Below are 22,205 nucleotides of genomic sequence, written 5' to 3' on the forward strand. Positions count from 1 at the left end.
CGCCCATTGAAGGACTGTCTTGCAACATTATGAGGCGCCATGTTGGTGGCGATATGTCCGTTTCGGATGTCCTGCTGCCACGCGGCGCCCGCATCGGTCGAGTAGGAAATAGGAAAGCGGAGTAAGTCAGGGGATTCACTGTCGCCCGGTGCGGCCACGGGGGTCGCGGGGCCGTGGGCCGGGGTTCGTGCCGCATGCTGACGGTGGGGTCGGTCGCGGCCAATGTGACGGCCCTCTCCTAATCTGACCCCCATGAACGACAGCACAGGCAACAACGCGTCGACGGCCGGGCACATGGCGGGCGCGGAGGGCGCGAAGGGCACGGGCGACCCCCGAACCCTCGCCGAACTCACGGTCGACTCCCGGTACAACGGGCCGCCCGACTCCGCCAACGGGGGCTACATCAGCGGGCTGCTGGCCGGCCGCCTCGGCGCGCGTGGCGCCGCCGGTGTGCGTGTGACACTGCGCAAGCCGCCACCACTGGACACCCCGATGAAGGTGGAGAACACCGACGACGGTGGGCTTCAGCTGCTGGACGGCGATGAACGCGTCGCCGTCGCCGAGTCTGCCGAGGCCCCCGTCGAGACCGTGCCGCCGGTGCCCTATGCCCAGGCGGAACGGGCGCAGGCCCGCTACCGAGGGCTGTCCGGCCACCCGTTCCCCACCTGCTTCACCTGCGGAACCGACCGCGCGCCCGGCGACGGGCTACGGCTGTTCGCCGGACCGGTCGGCGATGACGACCCCACGACCGTCGCCTGCACCTGGACCCCCGACCCCGCTCTGCCCCTCGCGCGGGCGGTGCACGGCAGCGACGACGACACGCCGCGCGACGCCGTACCCATCGAGATCGTCTGGGCGGCGCTGGACTGCCCCGGCGGGTGGTCCAGTGATGTCAGCGAACGCCCGATGGTGCTGGGCCGAATGACGGCAGCGGTCGACCGGGCTCCCCAGGTCGGTCGGCCACACGTGGTCATGGGGCGGCTCCTCGGGACAGAAGGCCGCAAGGTGTTCACCGCGAGCACGATCTACGACCCGGACGGTGAGATCGTCGCCCGCGCCCAGGCCACCTGGATCATGATCCGCCCGGATGCGGCGACCTGAAGTTTCCTGAGAATGAATTGAGAGTTCGGTAACGGACTGATATCAGTGGGGAGGGATTCTCGGCTGACGACGGAGGGGAGCGACAACCCCGCCCATGGTTCCCACTACCGAACGCTCCGTATCCGGCGGCGCACCGAGCGCCGCCGTTCGTTATCCATCGACATCGTCGGCCGCCACCGCCGACACCGCGTGGCTGGACCTCGCGCGCGTCAGCGCCATGCTCGCGGTCGTGCTCGTGCACGTGTTCGCGCCCGTTGTCACCACGCGCTACACGGATCTGGGAACGACCACGTGGTGGACGGCGAACGCCGTGGACGCGTCACTGCGGTGGTGCGTCCCGGTGTTCATCATGATCAGCGGTTCGCTGCTGCTGCGTCCGCGTGAGGAGCGGCTGTCGGTCTTCTACCGGCGCCGCTTCTCACGTATCGGAATCCCGCTGGTCGTGTGGGTCACCGCCTACCTGCTGTGGGAGGTGTACCGCACCGGGATCACGCCGCGTGAGGCGGGCGGCGAGATCCTGTCCGGGGCGCCCTCGATCCACCTCTACTTCCTGTTCGTTCTCGCCGGCCTGTACCTGCTCACCCCGTTCCTGCGCGTGTTCGTCGAACACGCCGGCACCCCCACGGTGTGGTGGTTCGCCGGGCTGATGTCGGTAATCGGCATGGCCGACCAGGCGATCGCCGGGCTGGACGGCACCGGCGAAGCCAACGCCGTCACCCAGTTCCTCCCGTTCGTCGGCTACTACGTCATGGGCTACCTGCTGCGCGACGTCGCAACGACCCGCAGGCGCACGTGGGGCGCGGCCGTGACCCTGCTGCTGGGCATCGCCGCCACAGCGGTCGGTGCCGGACTCCTCGCCCGAGCCGAGGGCGGCTGGGGCAGTGCGGCCGACTACCTCTACGCCTACCTCTCGCCCACCGTCCTCGTCATGTCCATCGCCGCCTACCTGCTGTTCCGCGCCGCGGGCGGACGGCTGCTGGCGAGGGAGGGTCCGGGCGCCGCTGCATGGCGCTCCCGCCTCAAGACCGTCTCCGACCTGAGCTTCGGGGTATTCCTCGTGCACGTGATGGTCCTGTACACGCTGCGCGACCTCTTCGGTATGCCCGACGGCCCCATCGCGATGCTCTCCCGCGCGGGCCAGTACGCCATCGCCGTCCTGCTGCTGAGCCTCGCCGTCACCTTCGTGTTCAAACGGATCCCCGGGTTACGGGCCACGGTGTAACACCGGCGGGACGGCACGATATTCGTCAACGCCCGCCCGCTCCGGCGGCGGCCGGAGCGGGCGAGGAGCCCAGCGATAACGTAGGAGTTGGACGACCATTCCGGCGATTCCGGCTACCGTGAACGATGTGGCCCCTCAATCCGCACAGCAGACCAAGCCGGCCGCACGCGGCCGAAACCCGGAGCGCCGCCGCGCCATCCTGGACGCCGCCGACGAGGTGATCCAGCGCGACGGGCCCGACGCCTCGATGTCGGCCATCGCCGCCGAGGCGGGTATCAGCAAGCCGATCCTCTACCGCCACTTCGGCGACAAGAGCGGCCTGTACCGTGCCCTGGCCGAGCGCCACGTCGACCCGCTCATCGAGCGCATCCGCTCCGAGCTCCACGGCGGTTCCACGCTCCGGCTGCGCGCCCGCGCCACGGTCGGCGCCTACCTGCAGATGATCGCCCGCAACCTCAACCTGTACCGGTTCCTGATGGACCGCGCCACGGCGGAGGACCCCCGCACCCGCGGCGACGTGGGGATGATGGTGCGCCGCATGGGCGAAGAGCTGGCCGAAGTGCTGATCACCGAGGGGCACGTCCAGGACCCGCTGCGCGCCCAGGTCGTCGCGCACGCCGTCGTAGGCATGGTCCAGGCAGCGGGGGAGTGGTGGCTGGAGCACCCCGAGGTGGACGACGACAACATCATCGAGGACCTCACGGACGCCGTCGTCGGTGCGATCTCCGGAAACGGTCAGACCCAGGCGACACTGGTCTAGCCATTCCGGGTGTAGACGCCGTGGGCGTGGGGAGATGATCACCGTGCGGATTCCGTGACCGCTCACTCGCACCATCGGGCTCGCAGACCACAGCGCGGGGGGATCACATGTACGCAAGCCTCGACGAAGCCGGGAACCAGTGGAAACTGACCTATAAGCGCGAACTCCCGCACCCGACGGACGAGGTGTGGTGCGCGCTCATCGAGCCCAAGAGCCTCGCTGTCTGGTTCCCCGCCGCCATCGAGGGCGAGCGAGCGGAGGGCGCCAAGATCCGCTACGTCTTCCCGATGGGCGACGCCTTCGGGTCTGAGGAGGCCGCCATGCTCGGGGAGATCCTCCACTTCGACCCACCGGCGCTCCTCGAATACACCTGGGCCAACGAGAACCTGCGCTACGTCCTGGAACCGACCGGCACCGGCGGAACCGTGCTCACCTTCTGCTTCACGTTCGACGACGTCGCTGCGGCGGCACGGGACGCGACCGGCTGGCACGTGTGCCTGGACCTCCTCACCGAATACCTCTCGGGCGCACTGGACGCGGCGCCCGACCGCAAGAAGAAGATCGAGGAGCAGTGGCGCCCCCTGTTCGCCCACTACGTCGAAAGCCTCGGCCCCGGTGCCTCGACGCAGGGCCCGCCCAACGGCGGCCCCGCCTGACGGGAGATCCGCCCCAGCATGTCCGGAAGCAGGGCTTCGTGGATGACCGTCAGCCTGCGGGTCGCCCTCGTCAGGGCGACGTAGAGGTCGTGGCCGCCCTGGGGAGACTGCTCCAGGATCTCCCCGGGCTCGACAACGATGACGGAATCGAACTCCAGGCCCTTGGAACGGGTCGTGGTGAGGACCGTCGACGGTGAGTCCAGCGCGTCCGGGGTCGCGTCCGCCGCCGCGTCCGGGAGGAGGCCGGCGATCTCGGTATGGCGGGCGTCGGGGACGATGACGACCAGGCGCCCCTCGCCGATGGCCGTCAGTTCCTCCTCGACAAGTCGGGGCAGGGCCTCCGCCAGTGTCGTTCCGTCGGACCCTTCGGCACCGACACGCACGGCGCGCGGCGGGTCGCCGTCGTCGCGGACCGACTCCGGGGGCTGCTGGTCGGGGGCCACCTCCGCCAGGACGTCAGCCGCGACGGCCATGATCTGCGCGGGGGTCCGGTAGTTCACCAACAGCCGTTCCTCGTGCAGCCGTCCGTGGGCGTAGGGCGCCAGCATCGAGCTCCAGGATCGGGCACCGGCCGGGCTGCCGGTCTGGGCGATGTCGCCCACCACCGTCAAGGAGCGGGTCGGGATCCGGCGCATGACCATGCGCCACGCCATCGCCGACAGCTCCTGGGCCTCGTCCACGATCACGTGCCCGTAGGCCCACGTGCGGTCCGCTTCCGCGCGTTCGGCGGTGCTGCGGGGCCGGTCCGCGTCGTCGTGACGCTCGGCCAGGGCGCTCGCCCCCATCATCGGGTCCTCGAACAGGCCGGTGAACTCCAGCACCCCCTGGGCGTAGCGCTCCGCGTCGGCGCGGTCCCGCTCCACGCGGCGGCGCCGGGCGCGTTCCTCCGCGTCGTCCTCACCGAGCAGTTCGGCGGCCTCGTCGAGCAGTGGGACGTCACCGACGGTCCTCGGACTCCCGAGCGGCCGGGACAGCCCTTTCCACTCGGATTCCGTCAGCCCGGCCTCCGCTCCGACCCGAGCGAGCGCCGCGTCGTCGGCGTACAGCGTCTCGAGCAGGCGCTGCGGGGTAAGCAGGGGCCACAGCTCGTCGAGGCCCCGGCGGACCGGTTCCTGCTGCCATAGCGCCGCCCCCATGTAGTCCAGATCGGTTTCGTCGTAGTAGGCGGGCTCTGCGGGATCGAGCATCGGGTCCAGCTGTTCCGCCTGGTTGCGTGCGAGCAGCCGCAGCATCTCGGTGACGAAGAACTTGCGCGCCACATTGTGGGGCAACCGGAGCGACCGCGTGCGATCGCGGATGCCAAGGCAGTCGGCGTGGTCCACGCGCAGCGTCATGTCGTCGACCTCGATCTCCAGATCGCGCGTGCCGCCCGACGCGCCCTCATCGCCGCTGCCGCTGTTCGCGGACACCGACATGCCGGATGAGGACGGGACGCGCTGCCGGTCGGCCACTGCCGCGCGTACCAGGCCGACCATGGAGTCCGACCCCTTCACCAGGGCGGTGGCCACCGGGTCCGACGCCGTCGCGCGCACGCCCGGGTAGAGCTCGCCGACGGTGGACAGCACCACGTCGCTTTCCCCGAGCGAGGGCAGGACCCGGCCGATGTACCGCAGGAACGTGGGGTTGGGGCCCACGACCAGCACGCCCCGCCGCTTAAGGGTGTCGCGGTGGGTGTAGAGCAGGTAGGCGGCGCGGTGCAGCGCGGCCACGGTCTTGCCGGTGCCGGGGCCGCCCTGAACCACGAGCACGCCTTGCAGCCGGGAGCGGATCACCCGGTCCTGCTCGGACTGGATGGTGGCGACGATGTCGTTCATCCTGCCGGTCCGCCCTCGGCGCAGCGCCGCGAGGAGGGCGGCCTCGCCGACGAGGCTGCGACGATCGGTGTCACTCAGCCCGTCGAGGTCGAACACCTCGTCGTCGATGCCCGTCACCACGCGGTCGCGGGTGTGCAGATGGCGGCGCCGGACCAGGTCGCCGGGGGAGACGGGGGTGGCGGCGTAGAAGGGTCGGGCGGCCGGCGCGCGCCAGTCGACCAGGATCGTTTCGTGCGACTCGTCGCGCAGTCCGATCCGGCCGATGTAGAGGGTGTCGACGGCATCCCCGTCCCGGTCACCTCGGTGATCGATGCGACCGAAGCACAGGCCGTTCTCGACGCCGGAGAGCTGGGACAGCCGCCGGGCCTGCTCGTTGGACCTGGCCTCGCGGTCCATGAGCGCGGAGTACCCTGAGCGCCCTCCTGCCGCGTCGGCCGCGCGCAGGGCGGCGCGGGTCTGCTGGCGCACGGTGTCGAGCCGCTCGTAGAGTCCGGTCACATAGGCCTGCTCGGCGCGGATGGCATGGGTCCGTGCACTGCCGTCGTCGGATTGACGAAGCTCCATTGCCTTGCTATACTCCTAATATAGGATGGGTGTTTGGTTTTTTCAGGCGATGAACCCTCGACCTTAGCACGCCCTCATTTCCACGGGCGGCCCCCTGTCCGCGAAAGAATTCCGACGGGGTCCACCACGAATCGAGCGTCGCGCGCTACACTCGCTCACATGCGTATCGAACCCACCCGTTATCAGTGGTGGCGCCGCTGACAGGCGGCGCATCTGGTTCGCATACCCACGATCAGACCTGACGAGCGGCCGCCGGACTGGCGGCCGTTTTCTTGTTCCGGCCAGGTCCGCGCGGTACTCACCACCAGCACAGCGCGAAAAGGACCGGCCTTGGACGCGAGTTCCACTCCCTACCGCACTGCGGGCGGCATCAGCGTGCGCCGCCGCACCACGCCCTGCGACCCCGCCTCCCTCACCGACCTGGTCGCGGCCGTCGAGCACCGCCGCGGGGGAGTGCTGTCCTCCGGTATGGAGTATCCGGGGCGGTACAGCCGCTGGCACCTCGGGTACATCGACCCCTGCCTGGAGGTGGCCGCCCGCGGGCGGCGCGTCACCGCGACCGCGCTCAACGAACGGGGCCGCGTGCTGCTGCCCGTCATCGCGCATGCCCTGCGGGAGCACGCGCCCGCCACCGTTGGCGGCACGGCGGACGGCGTCGTCGAGGTCGAGATCCCTGAACCCGAGGGCTTCTTCACCGAGGAGCAGCGCAGCCGTCAGCCCAGTGTCTTCTCCGCGCTGCGCTCCATCGTCGCGCTCTTCTTCGCCGACGAGGACCCCCACCTGGGCCTCTACGGCGCCTTCGGTTACGACCTCGCGTTCCAGTTCGAACCCATCGAACAGGTCCTGGAGCGTGACCCCGCCGACCGCGACCTCGTGCTCCACCTGCCCGACGCCGTGATCGTGCGGGACCGCAAGCGCGAGACGTGCTACCGGTACACCTACGAGTTCACCGTTCCGGCCGACTACACGAACACCGCCAGCGACACGGCGGCCGACGCCTCCACCGATGGCCTGCCGCGGACGACCGAGGACACCCCCGCCGTCGTCGCCGCGGAGGTCCCGCCCCAGCCCGAACCCGGGTCCTACGCCCGCATCGTCGCCGAGGCCAAGGAGCGGTTCGTTCGCGGCGACCTCTTCGAGGTCGTGCCCGGCCACCGCACCTACGGCGTCTGTGAGTCCCCGGCTCGCTTCTACGAGCACCTGCGCGAGCGCAACCCCGCCCCCTTCGAGTTCTTCTTCAACCTCGGCGAGGGCGAGTACCTGGTGGGCGCCTCACCGGAGATGTTCGTCCGCGTCAGCGGAAAGCCCGGCCAGGGCCAGCGCGTGGAGACCTGCCCGATCTCCGGCACCATCAAGCGCGGCGCCGACGCCCTCGGCGACGCCGAGAACATCCGCGAGCTTCTCTCCTCCGCAAAGGAGGAGTCGGAACTCACCATGTGCACCGACGTCGACCGCAACGACAAGTCCCGCGTCTGCGAACCCGGCAGTGTGCGCGTCATCGGCCGTCGGCAGATCGAGATGTACAGCAGGCTCATCCACACCGTCGACCACATCGAGGGCACACTGCGCCCCGAGTTCGACGCCCTGGACGCCTTCCTCACCCACATGTGGGCTGTCACCGTCACCGGCGCCCCCAAGACCTGGGCGATGCGCTTCATCGAGCAGCACGAGTCCACGCCGCGCCGCTGGTACGGCGGCGCCGTGGGCGTCATCGGCTTCGACGGGTCGATGAACACCGGCCTCACGCTGCGGACCGCGCACATCGCCAACGGCGTGGCCACCGTCCGCGTCGGCGCGACCCTGCTGTACGACTCCGACCCCGACGCCGAGGAGCGCGAGACCTTCCTCAAGGCGCGGGCGCTGCTGGAGACGCTCGCGCTGGACGACGAAGCCCGCAACGGCACGGCCGCGGCCGATCGGGCGGCCGCGGAGGTCGATGAGCCGACCCGCGCCGAAGGGCCCGCCGGTGCCGGGATGAAGGTCCTCCTCGTCGACCACGAGGACTCCTTCGTCAACACCCTGGCTGACTACGTGCGCCGCCACGGTGCGGAGGTGACGACCGTGCGGCACGGCTTCGACCCCGCGCTGCTCGACGAGCTCGCCCCCGACCTCGTGGTGCTCTCGCCCGGCCCCGGACTGCCCGTCGACTTCCACACGGACCGGTTGCTCGACGAACTGGACCGGCGCGGCCTGCCGGTCTTCGGCGTGTGCCTGGGGCTGCAGGCGATGGTCGAGCACGCCGACGGCGAGCTGCTGACCCTGGACGAGCCCGTGCACGGCAAGCCGGGGCGGGTCCGGGTCACGGGCGGGGAGCTGCTCGACGGTCTCGGCGAGGACGCGGCGTTCACCGGCGCGCGCTACCACTCCACCTACACCACCCCCGACCGGGTGAAGAACTACGCGGTCACGGCGGTGGTGGAGGACGGCCCCGAGCCGGTCGTCATGGCCATCGAGGACCCGCACGCCAGGCGCTGGGCCGTGCAGTTCCACCCGGAGTCGATTCTCACCGCGGCGGTGGGCGAGGGGATCATCGAACGGCTCCTCCGCATGGTGCGCTGAGTGACAGAATGAATGCCCAGGGTAGTGAACGTGGTGTCATCTCGCGCGTCGCGTGAAGAAAGCGCCGATGCCTCATAGGCTCCTGGCATGGACCAGGGCATGGAAGCGAAACTTGGCAGGGTCGTGATCACCGGAGCGGCCGGTCGCGTCGGTCCCACCGTGCGCACCGCTCTCAGTGGGGACGCCGACCATCTCGTTCTCGTCGACCGCGAATCCGTCACCGCGGACGGGGAGAACGAGACGGCGGTCAAGGCCGACGTCGCCGATATCGACGCTCTGGTAAGAGCGTTCGAGGGCGCCGACGCGGTCGTGCACCTCGCCGGCCTGGCCCGGGAAGCCTCCTTCGGTGAGCTCCTCGATACCAATGTCCAGGGCACTTTCAACGTGTTGGAGGCGGCCCGGCGCGCGTCCGTGCGGCGCGTGGTGCTGGGCTCCAGCAACCGGGTCACCGGCAACTACCCGATCCATCACCACGTCTTCCCGGACGAGCCGCCCCGGCCCGACGGGCTCTACGGCGTGAGCAAGGTCGCGGTGGAGGCGCTCGGGCAGATGTACGCCGACACCTTCGGGCTGGAGGTCGTGGCGCTGCGCCTCGGCTCGTTCGAGGAGGAGCCGACCGAGACCCGGCACCTGGCCACGTGGCTCAGCCCGGGCGACTGCGCCGGGTTCGTGCGTGCCGCCCTCACCGCCCCCAACGTGAGCTTTGTCGCCGCCTACGCGGTCTCGGCCAACGCGCGCCGCTTCTGGGACCTCACCGGAGGGGAGAGCGAGCTCGGCTACCGGCCGGTGGACGACGCCGCGCGGTTCGCCGCCAACTTCGCCGACGACGACCCCTTCTGGCACGGTGGACCCCAGAGCGGCGCCTACGCGGGAGCGGACGCCATCCTGCCCTACGTGGAGGAGTAGCCGACAGGAGTGGGGGAGCGGCCCGCTGCGGTAGGTGCCTGCGCTGTGGAGGTGCCCCGGGTTCGGGTGCGGTGCTTCCCCGGTTGCGGTGATGCCCCGGCTGTCACCGGCGCCGTGTAAGGTCGGGGAAGCTGTGGCCGCCGGTGGCCGAGCACCCCCTTTACCCGTGTTGACCGGCCGTGATCTGATGAGACCGGAGTTCTCGGATCGATCGCGGCCTTGTCCGTGTGCACGGGGATGGAGCCGAGACGTATGAGGAAGAGAAGCCTGTGAAGAGGGTCGAGCCTGAAGTCCATCTGGTCGCGCGTCCGCAACTGGACTATGACGAGGTCGCCCGCTACCTGGCCGACGTCGGCGGGCAGAGCTGGCTGGAGCGGCTGGACCGCGGGGACCTGGACTCCGCGCTCAACGACCCGCAGAACCTCGCGGAGTTCGCCGGCCGCCTGTGCTACCGCTCCTGGGAGCCGGGTCTCAACCCCAACGTGACGCGGGTCCGCACCGACCAGGACAAGTACCTGAGCAACATCCTGGCCAGCATGCACGGCTCGGTCCTGGAGCACGTCAGCTTCAGCTTCGTGCTGCACAACGTGAGCCGTGTGCTGACCCACGAGCTCATCCGCCACCGCCCGGGCGTGGCCATCTCCCAGGAGTCGCTGCGCTTCGTCCGCCTCACCGACCTCCCCTTCTGGTTCCCGGACTGGGCCCAGGAGGACCCGGAGCTGATGAAGCGGGCCAGCGACATGCTCGCCCAGATGGAGGAGTTCCAGTACTGGATGGCCGAGCACTTCGGCCTGGACGACGAGGGCGTGAAGTTCGCGGAGAAGAAGCACAAGACCTCCTTCATGCGCCGCTTCGCCCCCGAGGGCGTGGCCACCGGCCTGGTGTGGACCGCCAACGTCCGCACCCTGCGCCACACCCTGGAGGCCCGCACGGCCCCGGGCGCGGAAGAGGAGATCCGCCTGCTCTTCGGCAAGATCGGCGAGGCCCTGAAGGCGGAGGCCCCCGCGCTGTTCGGCGACTACGAGATCGAAGACGGCGCCTGGGTCCCCAAGTGGCGCAAGGTGTGACCCACTGGCCTCGGCCGTTGGAGCATTCCCGGGCGCATCCCTAAGAAGGCGCACGGAGGACGGCAGGCGATCGAAGCCGAGCCTGTCTACTGTGTCCGGGAGCGTCGGGCGGGGTCTGCTGGGCGGCCTTGTCGGCGCTCGCCCTTCCGGTGTCCTTGGGTGAAAAGCAGCACCGAGGGCGGCGGGGTCAGGGCGCCAGTCGTCCGGCGGTGGGGAGAGGGGCGCCCCGGAGGTGGGCAAGCAGTCTCCGTGCCTTGGGGCGTGGGGCGCGGATCCGGCCGGGCCGGTCGGTGCCCTCAAGCCTGACCGGAATGCCACTGTTCCGCCGGACGTGAGAGCACTTCCACCATGCGGGCAATCGGCGGCCTCTCGCCGATGATCATGGGAATTCTTCCGGCAAAACGGACGAGACCGGATCTCAGGCCATGATCATCGGCGGAGGACGCCAATGGAAGGGCGACACCCCCGCATCGCGGAACTCCCTTCACGCGAAGCGAGAGGAGTCTCGCCCGTCGCGAGCCGAGCCCCGTCCCACCCCGCACAGGACCGGCGCCCCGACCCCCCTCTGCCCTCGCTGCCGCTTTTCACCCAAGGACACCGCGCGGGCAAACGCCGACAAGGCCGCCCAGCAGACCCACGAACCCGGCACCGCCGCGACGTGTCGGCGTCCAGTCCGTGGGCCGCGGGGCCGCACCCAGCCGGGTCAGGAGCTGTCCACCAGGCGGGACTCGGCGGTGGCGATGCCCTTGCGGCAGGCCCGCGCCACGTCGCGGTGGTTGCGGAAGCGCTCCAGGATGCTGAAAGGGCGCGGTTCGGATTGGGGGAGGCCGACACCGGCCTGGACACGGAGCTCTTCGCCGACGAGGGTGCCGGTGCGGTACCAGCGTTCCCAGCGTTCGCGGTCGGGGCTGTAGGCGTGCGAGAAGGCGAAGGCCGGTTCCCCGGTGCCTTCGAGTGGGGAGCCGCGGCGCTCCCAGAGGTCCACCGTTCCGCCCGCCTCCTCGTGCCACTCCCGGGAGGTCACGATGTCGACGCGGGGGAGGTCGGGGCGGTTGCCGCGCGCGCCCCGCTCGTCCGGGCGGACGAGGAGCGCGTCCTCCGGGCGTGAACGCCCCGGGAGCTCGCGGATCTCGTCGGGGGCGATCAGCGTGATGAGGACGCGGGCCAGCCACCACCAGTTCTCGCGGCGGGCCATCATGCTGTCGGAGCGCAGGCGCGTGGGCGGGTGTTTGACGGCCTCCTGGTCCAGCAGGTGGTCGATGAAGCGCTCGCCCTCCAGGTCGAAGCGGATGTCGACGCGTCCCGTACCCACCACCGCCGGGGCGCCGCCGGGCCGTTCCCCGGTCACGGCGAACGCGGCGTGGCCGGAGGTCATGGTGTCGACCGCGTCGAGGTGGGCCAGCGGCAGCGCGACGCACGGGCGGTCATCCCAGACCAGCGGAACGACGGGGATTCCGGTGGGGCCGTCGGGGGCGATCCAGCACAGTTCGGCCGTCGTGGACCGCCGCCAAACCGTGATCAGCTCACGCACAATGTGCCCTTTAGGTGAGGAAAGTCTCATGCTACGTTCAGGCTGACCTTAACTGATAGATATCACGCACGTGATCCCGGAGATCATTTTTCGGGCAACGGACGCCCCCTACGGTCCCGCGTCCCGGCCCGGCGCCGATGCGCATGATCGTGGTGAGGAGCCTTGATGCCTGCAGTCGTCGTGTTGCTGGCCGTACTGGCGGTTTTCGCGCTGGGGTACCGGTACTACTCCGCCTACTTGGCCAAACGCGTCTACGCACTGGATCCCGCGTTCGTCACCCCCGCCCACCGCTACTCCGACGGGGTCGACTTCGTCCCCACCAACAAGCACATCGTCTTCGCCCACCACTTCATCTCGGTGGCCGGCGCCGCGCCGATCGTCGGCCCGGCGATCGCGGTGTTCTGGGGCTGGGGGCCGGCGCTGCTGTGGGTGGTCCTTGGCACGGTCTTCGCCTCGGGCGCGCACGACTTCGGGTCGATCGTGGTCTCAGTCCGGCACAAGGGCCGGAGCATCGGCACACTGGCGCGCGACGTCATCGGCAAGCGGGCCCGCATCCTGTTCCTGCTGATCATCTTCTTCCTGGTGACCATGGTCAACGCGGTCTTCGCCGTGGTCATCGCGGGCCTGTTCATCAACACCCCCGAAGCCGTGCTGTCGGTGCTGATCACGATCCCGCTGGCGATCGGGGTCGGCCAGGTCGTCTACCGCCGGCGCACCGCCGCGCTGCTCCCCTCGATCGCCGCGCTGGTCATCGTCTACGCCTGCATCCCGCTGGGCGCCCAGTTCCCGATCACGGTGGACCCCCTGGCCCAGCTCATCGGCGTCGAGCCGCTGACGGTGTGGATCGTGCTGATCTTCACCTACACCTTCTTCGCCTCCCGCCTGCCGGTGTGGCTGCTGCTCCAGCCGCGCGACTACATCAACCAGCAGCAGATGGTGCTCGCGCTGGCCGTGATCATCCTCGGCGTGGTCGTCGGGATGGACACCATCGCCGCCCCCCTCGTCAACGACGTGCCCGCGGACTCGCCCTCCTGGTTCCCGCTGCTGTTCATCACCATCGCCTGCGGGGCGGTCTCCGGATTCCACAGCCTCGTCTCCTCCGGGACCACCGCCAAGCAGCTCGACAAGGAGACCGACGCCCGCTACGTCGGGTATCTCAGCTCGCTCGGTGAGGGCACCCTCGCCCTGTGCTCGATCCTGGCCTGCACCGCCGGTGTGGTCGTCCTCGCCGCCGACCCCGCGGCGCAGTGGCAGGTCCTCTACGCCGACTGGGGCTCCGCCCAGGGCGGAGCGGCCGGGAAGTTCACCGAAGGCGTGGCGAACTTCGCCGGGCACCTCGGCGTCCCGGTCAGCGTCGGCCTGGTGTTCGCGACCGTGGTCGTGGTCAGCTTCGCCGCCACCAGCCTCGACACCGCCGTCCGCCTGCAGCGCTACATCATCCAGGAGATCTCCGAGATCGTCGGGTTCAAGCCGCTGGCCCGCAACATCACGCTGGCCACGCTGATCGCCGTCGTCATCCCGATCGGCCTGGCCATGGTCCCCGGCGACTTCGCGCTCGGCACGCTGTGGCTGCTGTTCGGCACCACCAACCAGCTCACCGCCGGGCTCGCGCTCGCCGTCATCGCCGTGTGGGTGACCAAGAACGGCCGCAACCCCATCGCGATCCTCATCCCGCTGGTGTTCCTGGTGATCATGACCTCCTGGGCGCTGGTCATCCAGCTCATCGGCTTCGCCACCTCCGCGGACCCGCTGCAGGCCTTCCTGCTCGCCCCGCTCGACGCCGTCATCTTCGCCCTGGCCGTTTGGATGGTCGTCGAGGCCGCGCTGGCGCTGCGCCGGGCCTGGGCGCTCCGGACGGCTCCGGCGGCGGGCCGCGGTGCCGAGGCGGGTGCCGCTGAGAGCGCCGCCGACGGCGAGGAGCAGTAGCGATGTCGGCGACCGCGCCCGAACCCGCCGGCGTCGGCGCACCCGCCCGGCTGACCGAGCGTGCGGCCCGGGCCTGGCGGGGCGCGGTCGCCGCATGGCGCCGCTTCGAGGCCGCCCACGACGCGGTGTTCGACGCCCGCTGGGGCTACGCACGGCGGCGTGAGGCCCGCAAGCAGCAGGACACGCTGCGCGCGCTGCTCATGCTCGACACACTGGGCGTGGACAATCCGGTGGCGTATGAAACTCTGGAGCTGATCCCCTACATGGTTTCCGACCTGCACGAATGGCACCGCCGTGCGGGGCGCGAGGAGTTCGGCGACGGCCAGGTGTGCTGCTAGGCGGGCACGGAACGGCACGCACGACATCAGGCGGCGCGACGTGAGAGGCAGGACGACGGTGGACATGGGGGCGCACGGCGACGCGGTCGACCCCGCCGTCCCGATCACCTTCTTCGGCGGCAAGGGCGGTGTGGGCAAGACGACGATGGCCGCTGCCGCCGCCCTCGCGCACGCCGACGCGGGCCTGCGCACCCTGGTCATCTCCACCGACCCCGCCCACTCGCTCGGCGACGCCCTGGAGACCCCGCTGGGAGACCGCCCGCGGCGCGTGGCCGACGGCCTCTGGGCAGCCGAGCCGGACGCCGAAGCCGCGGTGCGCCGCCGCGTCGAGCAGGTGACCGAGGACGCCCACGCCGCCCTGCCCCGCGAGATCATGCCCGCGGTGCGCCGCCACCTGGAGCACGCCGCGGCCGGTCCCGGCATGGTCGAGTCGGCCCTCGCCGACCTGCTCATCGACGCGATGGACCAGGTGCCGGGGGAGTGGGACCGGCTCGTCGTGGACAGCGCCCCCACCGGGCACCTGCTGCGCATGCTCGACCTGCCCGCGCTGCTCACCCCCTGGGTGCGCGGCCTGGCGCGGCAGCGCGAGCGCGCCCTGGACGCCGACCGCTTCGCCGAGGACGTCGTCGGCTCCGAGGAACCCGACGACACGGTCGACGACCCGCTGCTGCGGCGGCTGCACGAGCGCCGACTGCGGTTGGAGCGCGCCGCGCGGCGGCTGCGAGGTGACGCGTGGATGCGCGTCGTGCTGCTGCCGCGGCGCATGGTGCTGGCCGAGACCGAGCGCGCCGCCGACCAGCTCGCCGCGGCCGGTTTCCGGCTCGGCCCGGCCGTCATCAACCAGGTCCCCCACGCCCCCGACGAGCAGGTGATGGAGGCCGCACGACGCCGCTTCGCCGGGCCGGGGGTGGTGGAGCTGCCCCTGGTGGCGGAGGAACCGACCGGCCTGGCCCGGTTGCGCGCGCTGTCCGCGCGGGTCGTCGCCCCCTGCCGCTGACCGCGGATGGTCCGCGCGGCTCCGGTGGTTCCCGGGGTCCTTCGGCACGACGGGAACGGCACCCGTGATCTTTCTCCCATGCCCGAGAGCCCCACCTCTGGATTCTTGGTTTCCGTTTGACCATCGCCGCACATTTCGCACACCGACTTCGCTGATGTTTTCCTTTCCGTTGCATCCCCGGCTGACCGCAGACGCCGCAGGCTTCGGCGGTTCCGGTCAGCCTCGGCTGCGGAGCTTCACTGGCCCGCGTGGGGCCTTGGTCACGTGTGGGGGCGGGTGCTACGTGGCACGTGGCACACATGTGGAGTACTGCTGTCCCAGGTAGGCTCGACTTCTGGGTAATAGGGGAGGTGGGGTGGCGATCCAATCGAATCCGGCGAGTGATCGGATCTGGACGGTCCCGAATCTGCTAAGCGTGCTGCGGTTGATCGGGGTCCCCTTCTTCCTGTGGCTTGTTCTGGTGCCGCAGGCGGATTGGTGGGCGCTGGGCCTCCTCGCGTTCGCCGGAGTCTCCGACTGGCTCGACGGCAAGATCGCGCGGGCGTGGAACCAGGTGAGCCGCCTGGGTGCGCTGCTGGACCCCATGGCCGACCGCCTGTACATCTTCGCTGCGCTGCTCGGCCTGGTCGTCCGGGACATCGTTCCCTGGTGGCTCATGGCCGTCCTCGTCGTGCGCGACGTCCTCATCGTGCTCGCGCTTCCGGTGCTGCGCCACTACGGCTACGGCCCCCTTCCGGTGAATTTCGCCGGAAAGGCGGCGACACTTTGCCTTCTTTACTCGTTCCCCCTGCTGTTCATCGCCGGTTATGACGGAATTGTCGGAGATGTGGCAAGAATTGTGGGTTGGGCGTTCGCCATCTGGGGAACGGCTATCTACTGGTGGGCCGGACTGCTCTACGCAGTGCAGGGTCTGCGCTTGATCGGGCAGACCCGCCGGGCCGACCGATCGTCGGCGGAGGGTGTCGCATCCGCGCCGCGACCGGCGGCCACGACCGGCGACGCCGGTGAGGTGCCCGGCGATCGGGCGAGCAACGAGACCTGCGAAGAACCTGACCAGGCTCCGCGTCGCCCTGATGACTCCGGGCCACCGTCCAGCGACAGGAAGGGAGCGACATCCCCACCATGAGTGCACGCCCAGGGGCTTTTGGCCGCCGTATGACAGGGGTCGGGGGGTGGCCCCGATGAAGGCCGTTGTGATGGCTGGAGGCGAGGGGACCCGCCTGCGGCCGATGACCGCCAACCAGCCCAAACCCCTGCTGCCCGTTGTGAACAAGCCGATCATGGAACACGTGCTGCGTCTCCTCAAGCGGCACGGGATCGACGACACGGTTGTCACCGTGCAGTTCCTCGCCACCCTGATCCGGAACTACTTCGGTGACGGCGAGGAGCTCGGGATGAACCTGAGCTATGTCGCCGAGGAGGTTCCCCTCGGAACGGCTGGCAGCGTCAAGAACGCCGAGGAACAGCTCCGCGGCGAGCCGTTCATCGTCATTTCCGGTGACGCGCTCACCGACATCGACCTCTCCGACATGGTGCGGTTCCACCGGGAGAACGGCGCCATGGTCACCATTGGCCTCAAACGGGTCGCCAACCCCTTGGAATTCGGCATCATCATCGTGGACGAACAGGGGCGCATTCAGCGCTTCTTGGAGAAGCCCACATGGGGGCAGGTCTTCTCCGACACGGTGAACACCGGCATCTACATCATGGAGCCGGAGGTCCTCGACCATGTCGCCGCGGGCGAGGTCGTCGACTGGTCCGGCGACGTCTTCCCGAAGCTGCTGAAGGACGGGGCGCCGCTCTACGGCTACATCGCCGACGGCTACTGGGAGGACGTGGGGACCCACGAGAGCTATCTGAGGTCCCAGGCCGACGTCCTGTCCGGCAAGGTCGACGTCGACATCGACGGCTTCGAGGTCTCCCCGGGGGTCTGGGTGGCCGAGGGCGCCGATGTCGACCCGGAGGCCGTGCTCAAGGGCCCGCTCTACATCGGTGACTACGCCAAGGTCGAGGCGGGGGCCGAACTCCGCGAGTTCACCGTCCTCGGCAGCAACGTGGTCGTGCGCTCCGAAGCGTTCCTGCACCGCACCGTGGTGCACAGCAACGTCTTCATCGGCGCCAGCACCAACATGCGCGGCTGCGTCATCGGCAAGAACACCGACGTGATGTCGGGAGCCCGGATCGAGGAGGGCGCCGTCGTCGGTGAGGAATGCGTCATCGAGTCCGAGGCGTACCTCTCCAACGACATCAAGGTCTACCCCTTCAAGACCATCGAGGCCGGGGCGGTCGTCAACGCGAACGTCATCTGGGAGTCGCGCGGCCAGCGCTCCCTGTTCGGCCCCCGCGGCGTCTCCGGGCTGATCAACGTGGAGATCACGCCCGAACTCGCGGTCCGTCTGGCCAGCGCGTACGCCACCACCCTGAAGAAGGGCTCGGTGGTCATCACCTCCCGGGACGTCTCCCGGGCGGCGCGCACCCTCAAGCGCGCCGTGATCAGCGCGCTCACCGCCGCGGCCATCGACGTCCGCGACCTGGAGGTCGTGCCGCTGCCGGTGGCGCGCTTCCACACCTCGCAGAGCGGCGTGGCCGGGGGCATCAGCCTGCGCACCACGCCCGGCGACCCGCAGTCGGTGGACATCGTCTTCCTCGACGACCGCGGCGCCGACCTCTCCCCGGCGGCCCAGCGGAAACTGGAGCGGGTCTTCTCCCGCGCCGAGTACCGCCGGGCGTTCCCCGGGGAGATCGCCGAACTGTCCTTCCCCTCGCGCGGCGTGGAGTCCTACGCCCACGAGCTGCTGCGGCGCGTCGACACCACGGGTGTCGCCGAGGCCGAGCTGAAGGTCGTCGTCGACTGCGCCGGAGGATCCGCCTCGCTCATCCTGCCGTCGCTGCTCGGCCGGATCGGGGTCGACGTCCTGACGGTCAACAACCGGCTGGACGAGAGCTCGCCCACGGACACGCTCGCCAAGCAGATGCGCGACCTGCAGCGCCTGGGCGACCTCGTGAAGTCCTCGGGGGCCGACTTCGGCGTCCGGTTCGACCCCGTGGCCGAGCGGCTCGCGCTCGTGGACGAGAACGGTGAACTGGTCGACAACGACCGCGCCCTGCTGGTCGTCCTCGACCTCGTGGCCGCCGAGCGCCGGGGCGGCCGGGTCGCCCTGCCGGTGACCACCACCCGGGTGGCCGAGCAGGTGGCGTCGTACCACGGCGCCCAGGTGCAGTGGACACCGACGTCCACCGACGAGCTGACCAAGGCGGCCAAGGCCGAGGACATCATCTTCGCCTCCGACGGGCGCGGCGGCTACCTGCTCCCCGAGTTCTCGCGTACGACTGACGGCATCGCCGCGTTCGTCCGGTTGCTCGGCCTGGTGGCGCGCACCCGGATGTCGCTGAGCCAGATCGACCGGCGCATCCCGCAGGCGCACCTGCTGCGCCGGTCCGTTCCCACACCGTGGGCGGTCAAGGGCAGCGTCATGCGCGCCGTGGTGGAGGCCGCCGGCGACCGCGAGATCGACACCACCGACGGCGTCCGGGTCCTTGAGCCCGGCGGCGGGTGGGCCCTCATCCTGCCCGACACCGCCGAAGCCGTCACCCACCTGTGGGCCGAAGGCCCCGACTCCGACACCGCGCAGCGTCTGCTGGACGAGTGGGCGGCCGTGGTCGAGCATGCCGAAGGCTGACGGCACCCGTGCGTGGACGGTGGGAGACACCTCTCGGCAGCGTCGCCGGGACACCTCGCACGGCGGCACGTACAGCGGGCGCCGTCACGCCGAAGGGCGGTGAGAGGCGCGTGCGTCCGGGCCGTCCGTGGAGCCGTCGAAGCGGCCCCACGGGCGGCCCGGTCCGCTGCCAGTGGTCGCGGCGGCGTCACGGGGGGCAGTGTCGCAGTGCCTTCCTGTCTGCTTCGAACCGCGAATATGGTTTAGAGTCGAGTGTCCCCGCAAGGCCGTGCGACACGGGAGTGTGGGGCTCAGCGATCGTGGGGGATGAAAGCCTTGTAAAGAAGCGCGAGGTGAGCCGGGAACCCGACGCCGGTACGCGGCGTTACCAGTGTTGGGTGAGCGGGCCGCCCGATCACCCGGCACCTACATGACGACCAGCCGAATCAAGCACCGCCCCGTGCGGTAGGAGGCCGAGCCGACCTATGTCGAGCGTTTACTGCACGCAGTGCGGTCACGCCGTTGCGGATGATGCCCGTTTCTGCTCCAACTGTGGTTCCCCCATCCGCGCGGCGGGACAGGAGGCTCCTCGTTCCGGCGAGCGCCGCGACTCCGTCGGTGAGACCACGTCCACGATCTCCATCTCGGGAATCCAGGCCCTCGAAGCCGAGATCGACGCGGGCGACGAGGCTCCCGCTGACCCCGCCAATGTCGACGCGCTGCCGGCCGGCACAGCGCTGCTGGTCGTCAAGCGCGGCCCGAACGCCGGGAGTCGCTTCCTGCTGGACAGCGACGTCACCACGGCCGGGCGCCACCCCAACAGCGACATCTTCCTCGACGACGTGACCGTCTCCCGGCGCCACGTGGAGTTCTTCCGGCGTGGAGACGGCTTCGGGGTTCGCGATGTCGGCAGCCTGAACGGCACATATGTCAACCGCGAGCGCATAGATGAGGCCGAGCTCGGCGGCGGCGACGAGGTGCAGATCGGCAAGTTCCGACTGGTGCTGCTGACCAAGCCGCGGCGCTGAACGGAAGCGCCCCAGGGAACCCGGTCGCACCCACAACCCGGCGGACGCGTTCATCCGCGCCGCGGGCCGCACGGTCGGCCCGCGGCAGGTTTGCACTGCCTCTTCACCGGAGAGCCTAATCTCAACGAGGACCGTCACGGATGGTGCGTTTGACAGGGGGTTCCCGAAATTCCCGCTGATTGGCGGGGTCACTGGCCTGGCCCGCGGCCGCCTTCGGCCCCGGACGGGTCTCGGAGATCGGGCCTCTCGCGGTGTACCGTGAAATGACGGATAAGAGCACGGAGCAGAGCACATCCTGGCGAGTGCCCATCCGGCACGACGAGTCGTGGGACGGAGCCGCAGTGAAGCACATGGAGGTCGTCGGCGTCCGGGTCGAGATGCCCTCGAACCAGCCGATCGTCCTGCTCAAAGAGTCCGACGGAGAACGCTACCTTCCGATCTGGATCGGTGCGGTGGAGGCCACCGCGATAGCTCTGGCCCAGCAGGGCGTCGTCCCCGCGCGGCCGTTGACCCATGACCTGTTCCGGGACGTCCTCGACGCGCTCGACGCCAGCCTGAGCACCGTCAACATCACGTCCCTGAGCGACGGCATCTTCTACGCCGACCTCGTCTTCTCCAATGGCGTCGAAGTGAGCGCGCGGCCCTCGGATTCCATCGCCCTCGCCCTGCGCACCGGCGCGCCGATCTACGCCCATGACGACGTCGTCGAGGAAGCCGGAGTTCCGATCCCGGATGAGCAGGAGGACGAGGTCGAGAAGTTCCGCGAGTTCCTGGACCAGATCACACCCGAGGACTTCGGCCGGACGACCTGAGGCCGGGAGCCGCAGGCAGCGGTGCGGTGGGCACGCCACTCGGGGCGGACCGCACCCGTCGAAGAGCGTGCTCTGAATGCGGATCCGAAGCAGGCCCGCGGGCGGCGGCGGGCCGTCGGGAGGGCGTCTGGGACCTCCACCGGCGAGTGACGGAGGGAGTGATCCCGCGCCGCGCATCTGCGGCTCCGCCCCATCGTGATCGGGGTGGCGTGCCTGGTTGCGGATGGGCGGTCGGGGAGCCACAGAACAGCCGAAGAGGTTCCACGACGCGCCGATGGGTGTCGTTGACGCTGTCCATCCGACCGGCTTACCTTCATTGTCGAAGGAACCCGCGGCGCACCCTTCGACCCCCTGTCAAACCGCCGTGGGCCGAGGAGCCGGAGGTTCGGCGGTGGCGGTTACGAGCGGCAAGCGGCAAGCCTCGGGTCTCACACGCTCAGCGTTACGGCGGGCTGGGGAGCAGGGGCTGCTGTGCGAAGAGGACGTGGTGGCGCTGCCTATGGACGTCGGCTATCGCGGCCCAACGGCATGTGCGGCCGCCGGAATCACCTACCGCCAGCTGGACTACTGGGCGAGAACCGGGCTGGTCGCCCCGAGTGTGCGCCAGGAGGGCGGCCGCGGCGGACCGCCGCTGTACAGCGTCCGCGACATCCTCATCCTCAAGGTCGTCAAGCGCCTGATCGACACGGGCATCTCCCTCCAGCAGATCCGAAACGCGGTGGAACACCTCCAGTGCCGCGACACCGCGGACATCGCCCAGATCACCCTGATGAGCGACGGCATCAGTGTCTATGAGTGCACGACCCCCGACGAGGTCGTCGAGCTGCTGCAGGGCGGACAGGGCGTGTTCGGGATCGCGCTGGGCCGGGTCTGGCGCGAGGTCGAGGGCCGACTGCGCGACCTTCCCGGCGAGCACCTGCCGCAGCCGGCCGACGCGCACCCTGGCGACGAGCTGGCGCGACGTCGCCGCGAGCGGCGGATCGGCTAGAAGCGCCGCGCGCGGGCCTTTTCCGCGTCGGCGGCCGTCCCGTCAAAACGTCGTGGAACAACAGCGATGTCCCAGGTGGCGGGGTTGGTCCCGGTCTCGTGAGGGCGGTAGCCGGGGAGGGGCAGCGCTGCGGTACGCGCCACGGTTTAGTACGGTTTGAGGAGACGCCAGGCTCACGATCTGCCGTCAGGGGGCGCTCGGACGTGCCCGATGGACGCTTCGTGGGCCGGTCGTCGTGCAGTGCGAACGAGCACCGTCCACCAGCGGTGCTCACCCG

The 22,205-nt window shown here is 70.0% G+C and carries 18 protein-coding genes; 15 read left to right on the forward strand and 3 right to left on the reverse strand.

The annotated features are described in order from the left end of the window. Window positions 1-252 precede the first annotated feature (252 nt). The 4 genes from CDO52_RS13550 (at window position 253) to CDO52_RS13565 (ending at window position 3,739) form a co-directional block, all read left to right on the forward strand. Complete coding sequence (locus tag CDO52_RS13550) at window positions 253-1,101, forward strand: hypothetical protein (protein WP_017616694.1); 849 nt, start codon at window positions 253-255, stop codon at window positions 1,099-1,101. Between the two features lie 94 nt (window positions 1,102-1,195). Next, window positions 1,196-2,323 (forward strand): acyltransferase, encoded by a 1,128-nt coding sequence (locus tag CDO52_RS13555; protein ID WP_017616693.1) that lies wholly within the window; start codon window positions 1,196-1,198, stop codon window positions 2,321-2,323. A gap of 127 nt (window positions 2,324-2,450) precedes the next feature. Beyond that, window positions 2,451-3,083, forward strand: a complete 633-nt coding sequence (locus CDO52_RS13560; protein ID WP_033299010.1) for a TetR/AcrR family transcriptional regulator — start codon at window positions 2,451-2,453, stop codon at window positions 3,081-3,083. A gap of 107 nt (window positions 3,084-3,190) precedes the next feature. Then, window positions 3,191-3,739, forward strand: a complete 549-nt coding sequence (locus tag CDO52_RS13565) for an SRPBCC domain-containing protein (RefSeq protein WP_017616691.1) — start codon at window positions 3,191-3,193, stop codon at window positions 3,737-3,739. Here the strand turns inward: CDO52_RS13565 and CDO52_RS13570 are convergent. Beyond that, window positions 3,676-6,117, reverse strand: coding sequence for a HelD family protein (locus tag CDO52_RS13570; RefSeq protein ID WP_017616690.1), 2,442 nt, complete (start codon window positions 6,115-6,117; stop codon window positions 3,676-3,678). The two genes, CDO52_RS13565 and CDO52_RS13570, sit on opposite strands and share 64 nt — an antisense overlap. A gap of 330 nt (window positions 6,118-6,447) precedes the next feature. Between CDO52_RS13570 and CDO52_RS13575 the strand changes: the two genes are divergently transcribed. The 3 genes from CDO52_RS13575 to thyX all read left to right on the forward strand — a co-directional run bounded on the left by CDO52_RS13575 (window position 6,448) and on the right by thyX (window position 10,649). Further along, entirely contained in the window at window positions 6,448-8,676 is a 2,229-nt protein-coding gene (locus CDO52_RS13575) for an anthranilate synthase component I (protein ID WP_017616689.1), read from the forward strand. Between the two features lie 99 nt (window positions 8,677-8,775). Next, the gene (locus CDO52_RS13580; RefSeq protein ID WP_026125407.1) at window positions 8,776-9,582 is read left to right on the forward strand and encodes an NAD-dependent epimerase/dehydratase family protein; all 807 of its coding nucleotides are present in this window, start codon (window positions 8,776-8,778) and stop codon (window positions 9,580-9,582) included. Window positions 9,583-9,851: 269 nt separating this feature from the next. Then, window positions 9,852-10,649 (forward strand): FAD-dependent thymidylate synthase, encoded by a 798-nt coding sequence (thyX, locus tag CDO52_RS13585; protein ID WP_017616687.1) that lies wholly within the window; start codon window positions 9,852-9,854, stop codon window positions 10,647-10,649. A gap of 703 nt (window positions 10,650-11,352) precedes the next feature. On the opposite strand, the gene CDO52_RS13590 is transcribed toward thyX, so the two are convergent. Continuing rightward, entirely contained in the window at window positions 11,353-12,180 is an 828-nt protein-coding gene (locus CDO52_RS13590) for a hypothetical protein (RefSeq protein ID WP_017616686.1), read from the reverse strand. Between the two features lie 165 nt (window positions 12,181-12,345). Here CDO52_RS13590 and CDO52_RS13595 point away from each other — a divergent pair, with 165 nt between their 5' ends. From CDO52_RS13595 to CDO52_RS13630, 8 genes are all read left to right on the forward strand, one after another. Continuing rightward, window positions 12,346-14,106, forward strand: a complete 1,761-nt coding sequence (locus tag CDO52_RS13595; protein WP_094932419.1) for a carbon starvation CstA family protein — start codon at window positions 12,346-12,348, stop codon at window positions 14,104-14,106. A gap of 2 nt (window positions 14,107-14,108) precedes the next feature. Next, a complete protein-coding gene (locus CDO52_RS13600) occupies window positions 14,109-14,444 on the forward strand; it encodes a cory-CC-star protein (RefSeq protein WP_017616684.1) in 336 nt (111 codons plus the stop codon). A 64-nt stretch (window positions 14,445-14,508) separates the two neighbouring features. Beyond that, complete coding sequence (locus CDO52_RS13605; protein ID WP_094932420.1) at window positions 14,509-15,441, forward strand: ArsA family ATPase; 933 nt, start codon at window positions 14,509-14,511, stop codon at window positions 15,439-15,441. Window positions 15,442-15,802: 361 nt separating this feature from the next. Then, window positions 15,803-16,567, forward strand: a complete 765-nt coding sequence (locus CDO52_RS13610; protein ID WP_394296705.1) for a CDP-alcohol phosphatidyltransferase family protein — start codon at window positions 15,803-15,805, stop codon at window positions 16,565-16,567. Between the two features lie 55 nt (window positions 16,568-16,622). After that, window positions 16,623-19,121, forward strand: a complete 2,499-nt coding sequence (locus CDO52_RS13615) for a mannose-1-phosphate guanyltransferase (protein ID WP_026125405.1) — start codon at window positions 16,623-16,625, stop codon at window positions 19,119-19,121. Window positions 19,122-19,585: 464 nt separating this feature from the next. Continuing rightward, complete coding sequence (locus CDO52_RS13620; RefSeq protein ID WP_017616680.1) at window positions 19,586-20,128, forward strand: FHA domain-containing protein; 543 nt, start codon at window positions 19,586-19,588, stop codon at window positions 20,126-20,128. 341 nt (window positions 20,129-20,469) lie between these two features. After that, window positions 20,470-20,940: a bifunctional nuclease family protein gene (locus CDO52_RS13625; protein WP_026125404.1), complete on the forward strand. Its 471-nt coding sequence runs from the start codon at window positions 20,470-20,472 to the stop codon at window positions 20,938-20,940. 391 nt (window positions 20,941-21,331) lie between these two features. Further along, window positions 21,332-21,928: a MerR family transcriptional regulator gene (locus CDO52_RS13630; protein WP_026125403.1), complete on the forward strand. Its 597-nt coding sequence runs from the start codon at window positions 21,332-21,334 to the stop codon at window positions 21,926-21,928. On the opposite strand, the gene CDO52_RS27455 is transcribed toward CDO52_RS13630, so the two are convergent. After that, window positions 21,925-22,071: a hypothetical protein gene (locus CDO52_RS27455; protein ID WP_157745566.1), complete on the reverse strand. Its 147-nt coding sequence runs from the start codon at window positions 22,069-22,071 to the stop codon at window positions 21,925-21,927. The genes CDO52_RS13630 and CDO52_RS27455 overlap by 4 nt on opposite strands. Between the last annotated feature and the right edge of the window lie 134 nt (window positions 22,072-22,205).

Origin of the sequence: Nocardiopsis gilva YIM 90087, assembly GCF_002263495.1 — a bacterium.
In the GTDB taxonomy this organism is placed as follows: Bacteria; Actinomycetota; Actinomycetes; order Streptosporangiales; family Streptosporangiaceae; genus Nocardiopsis_C; species Nocardiopsis_C gilva.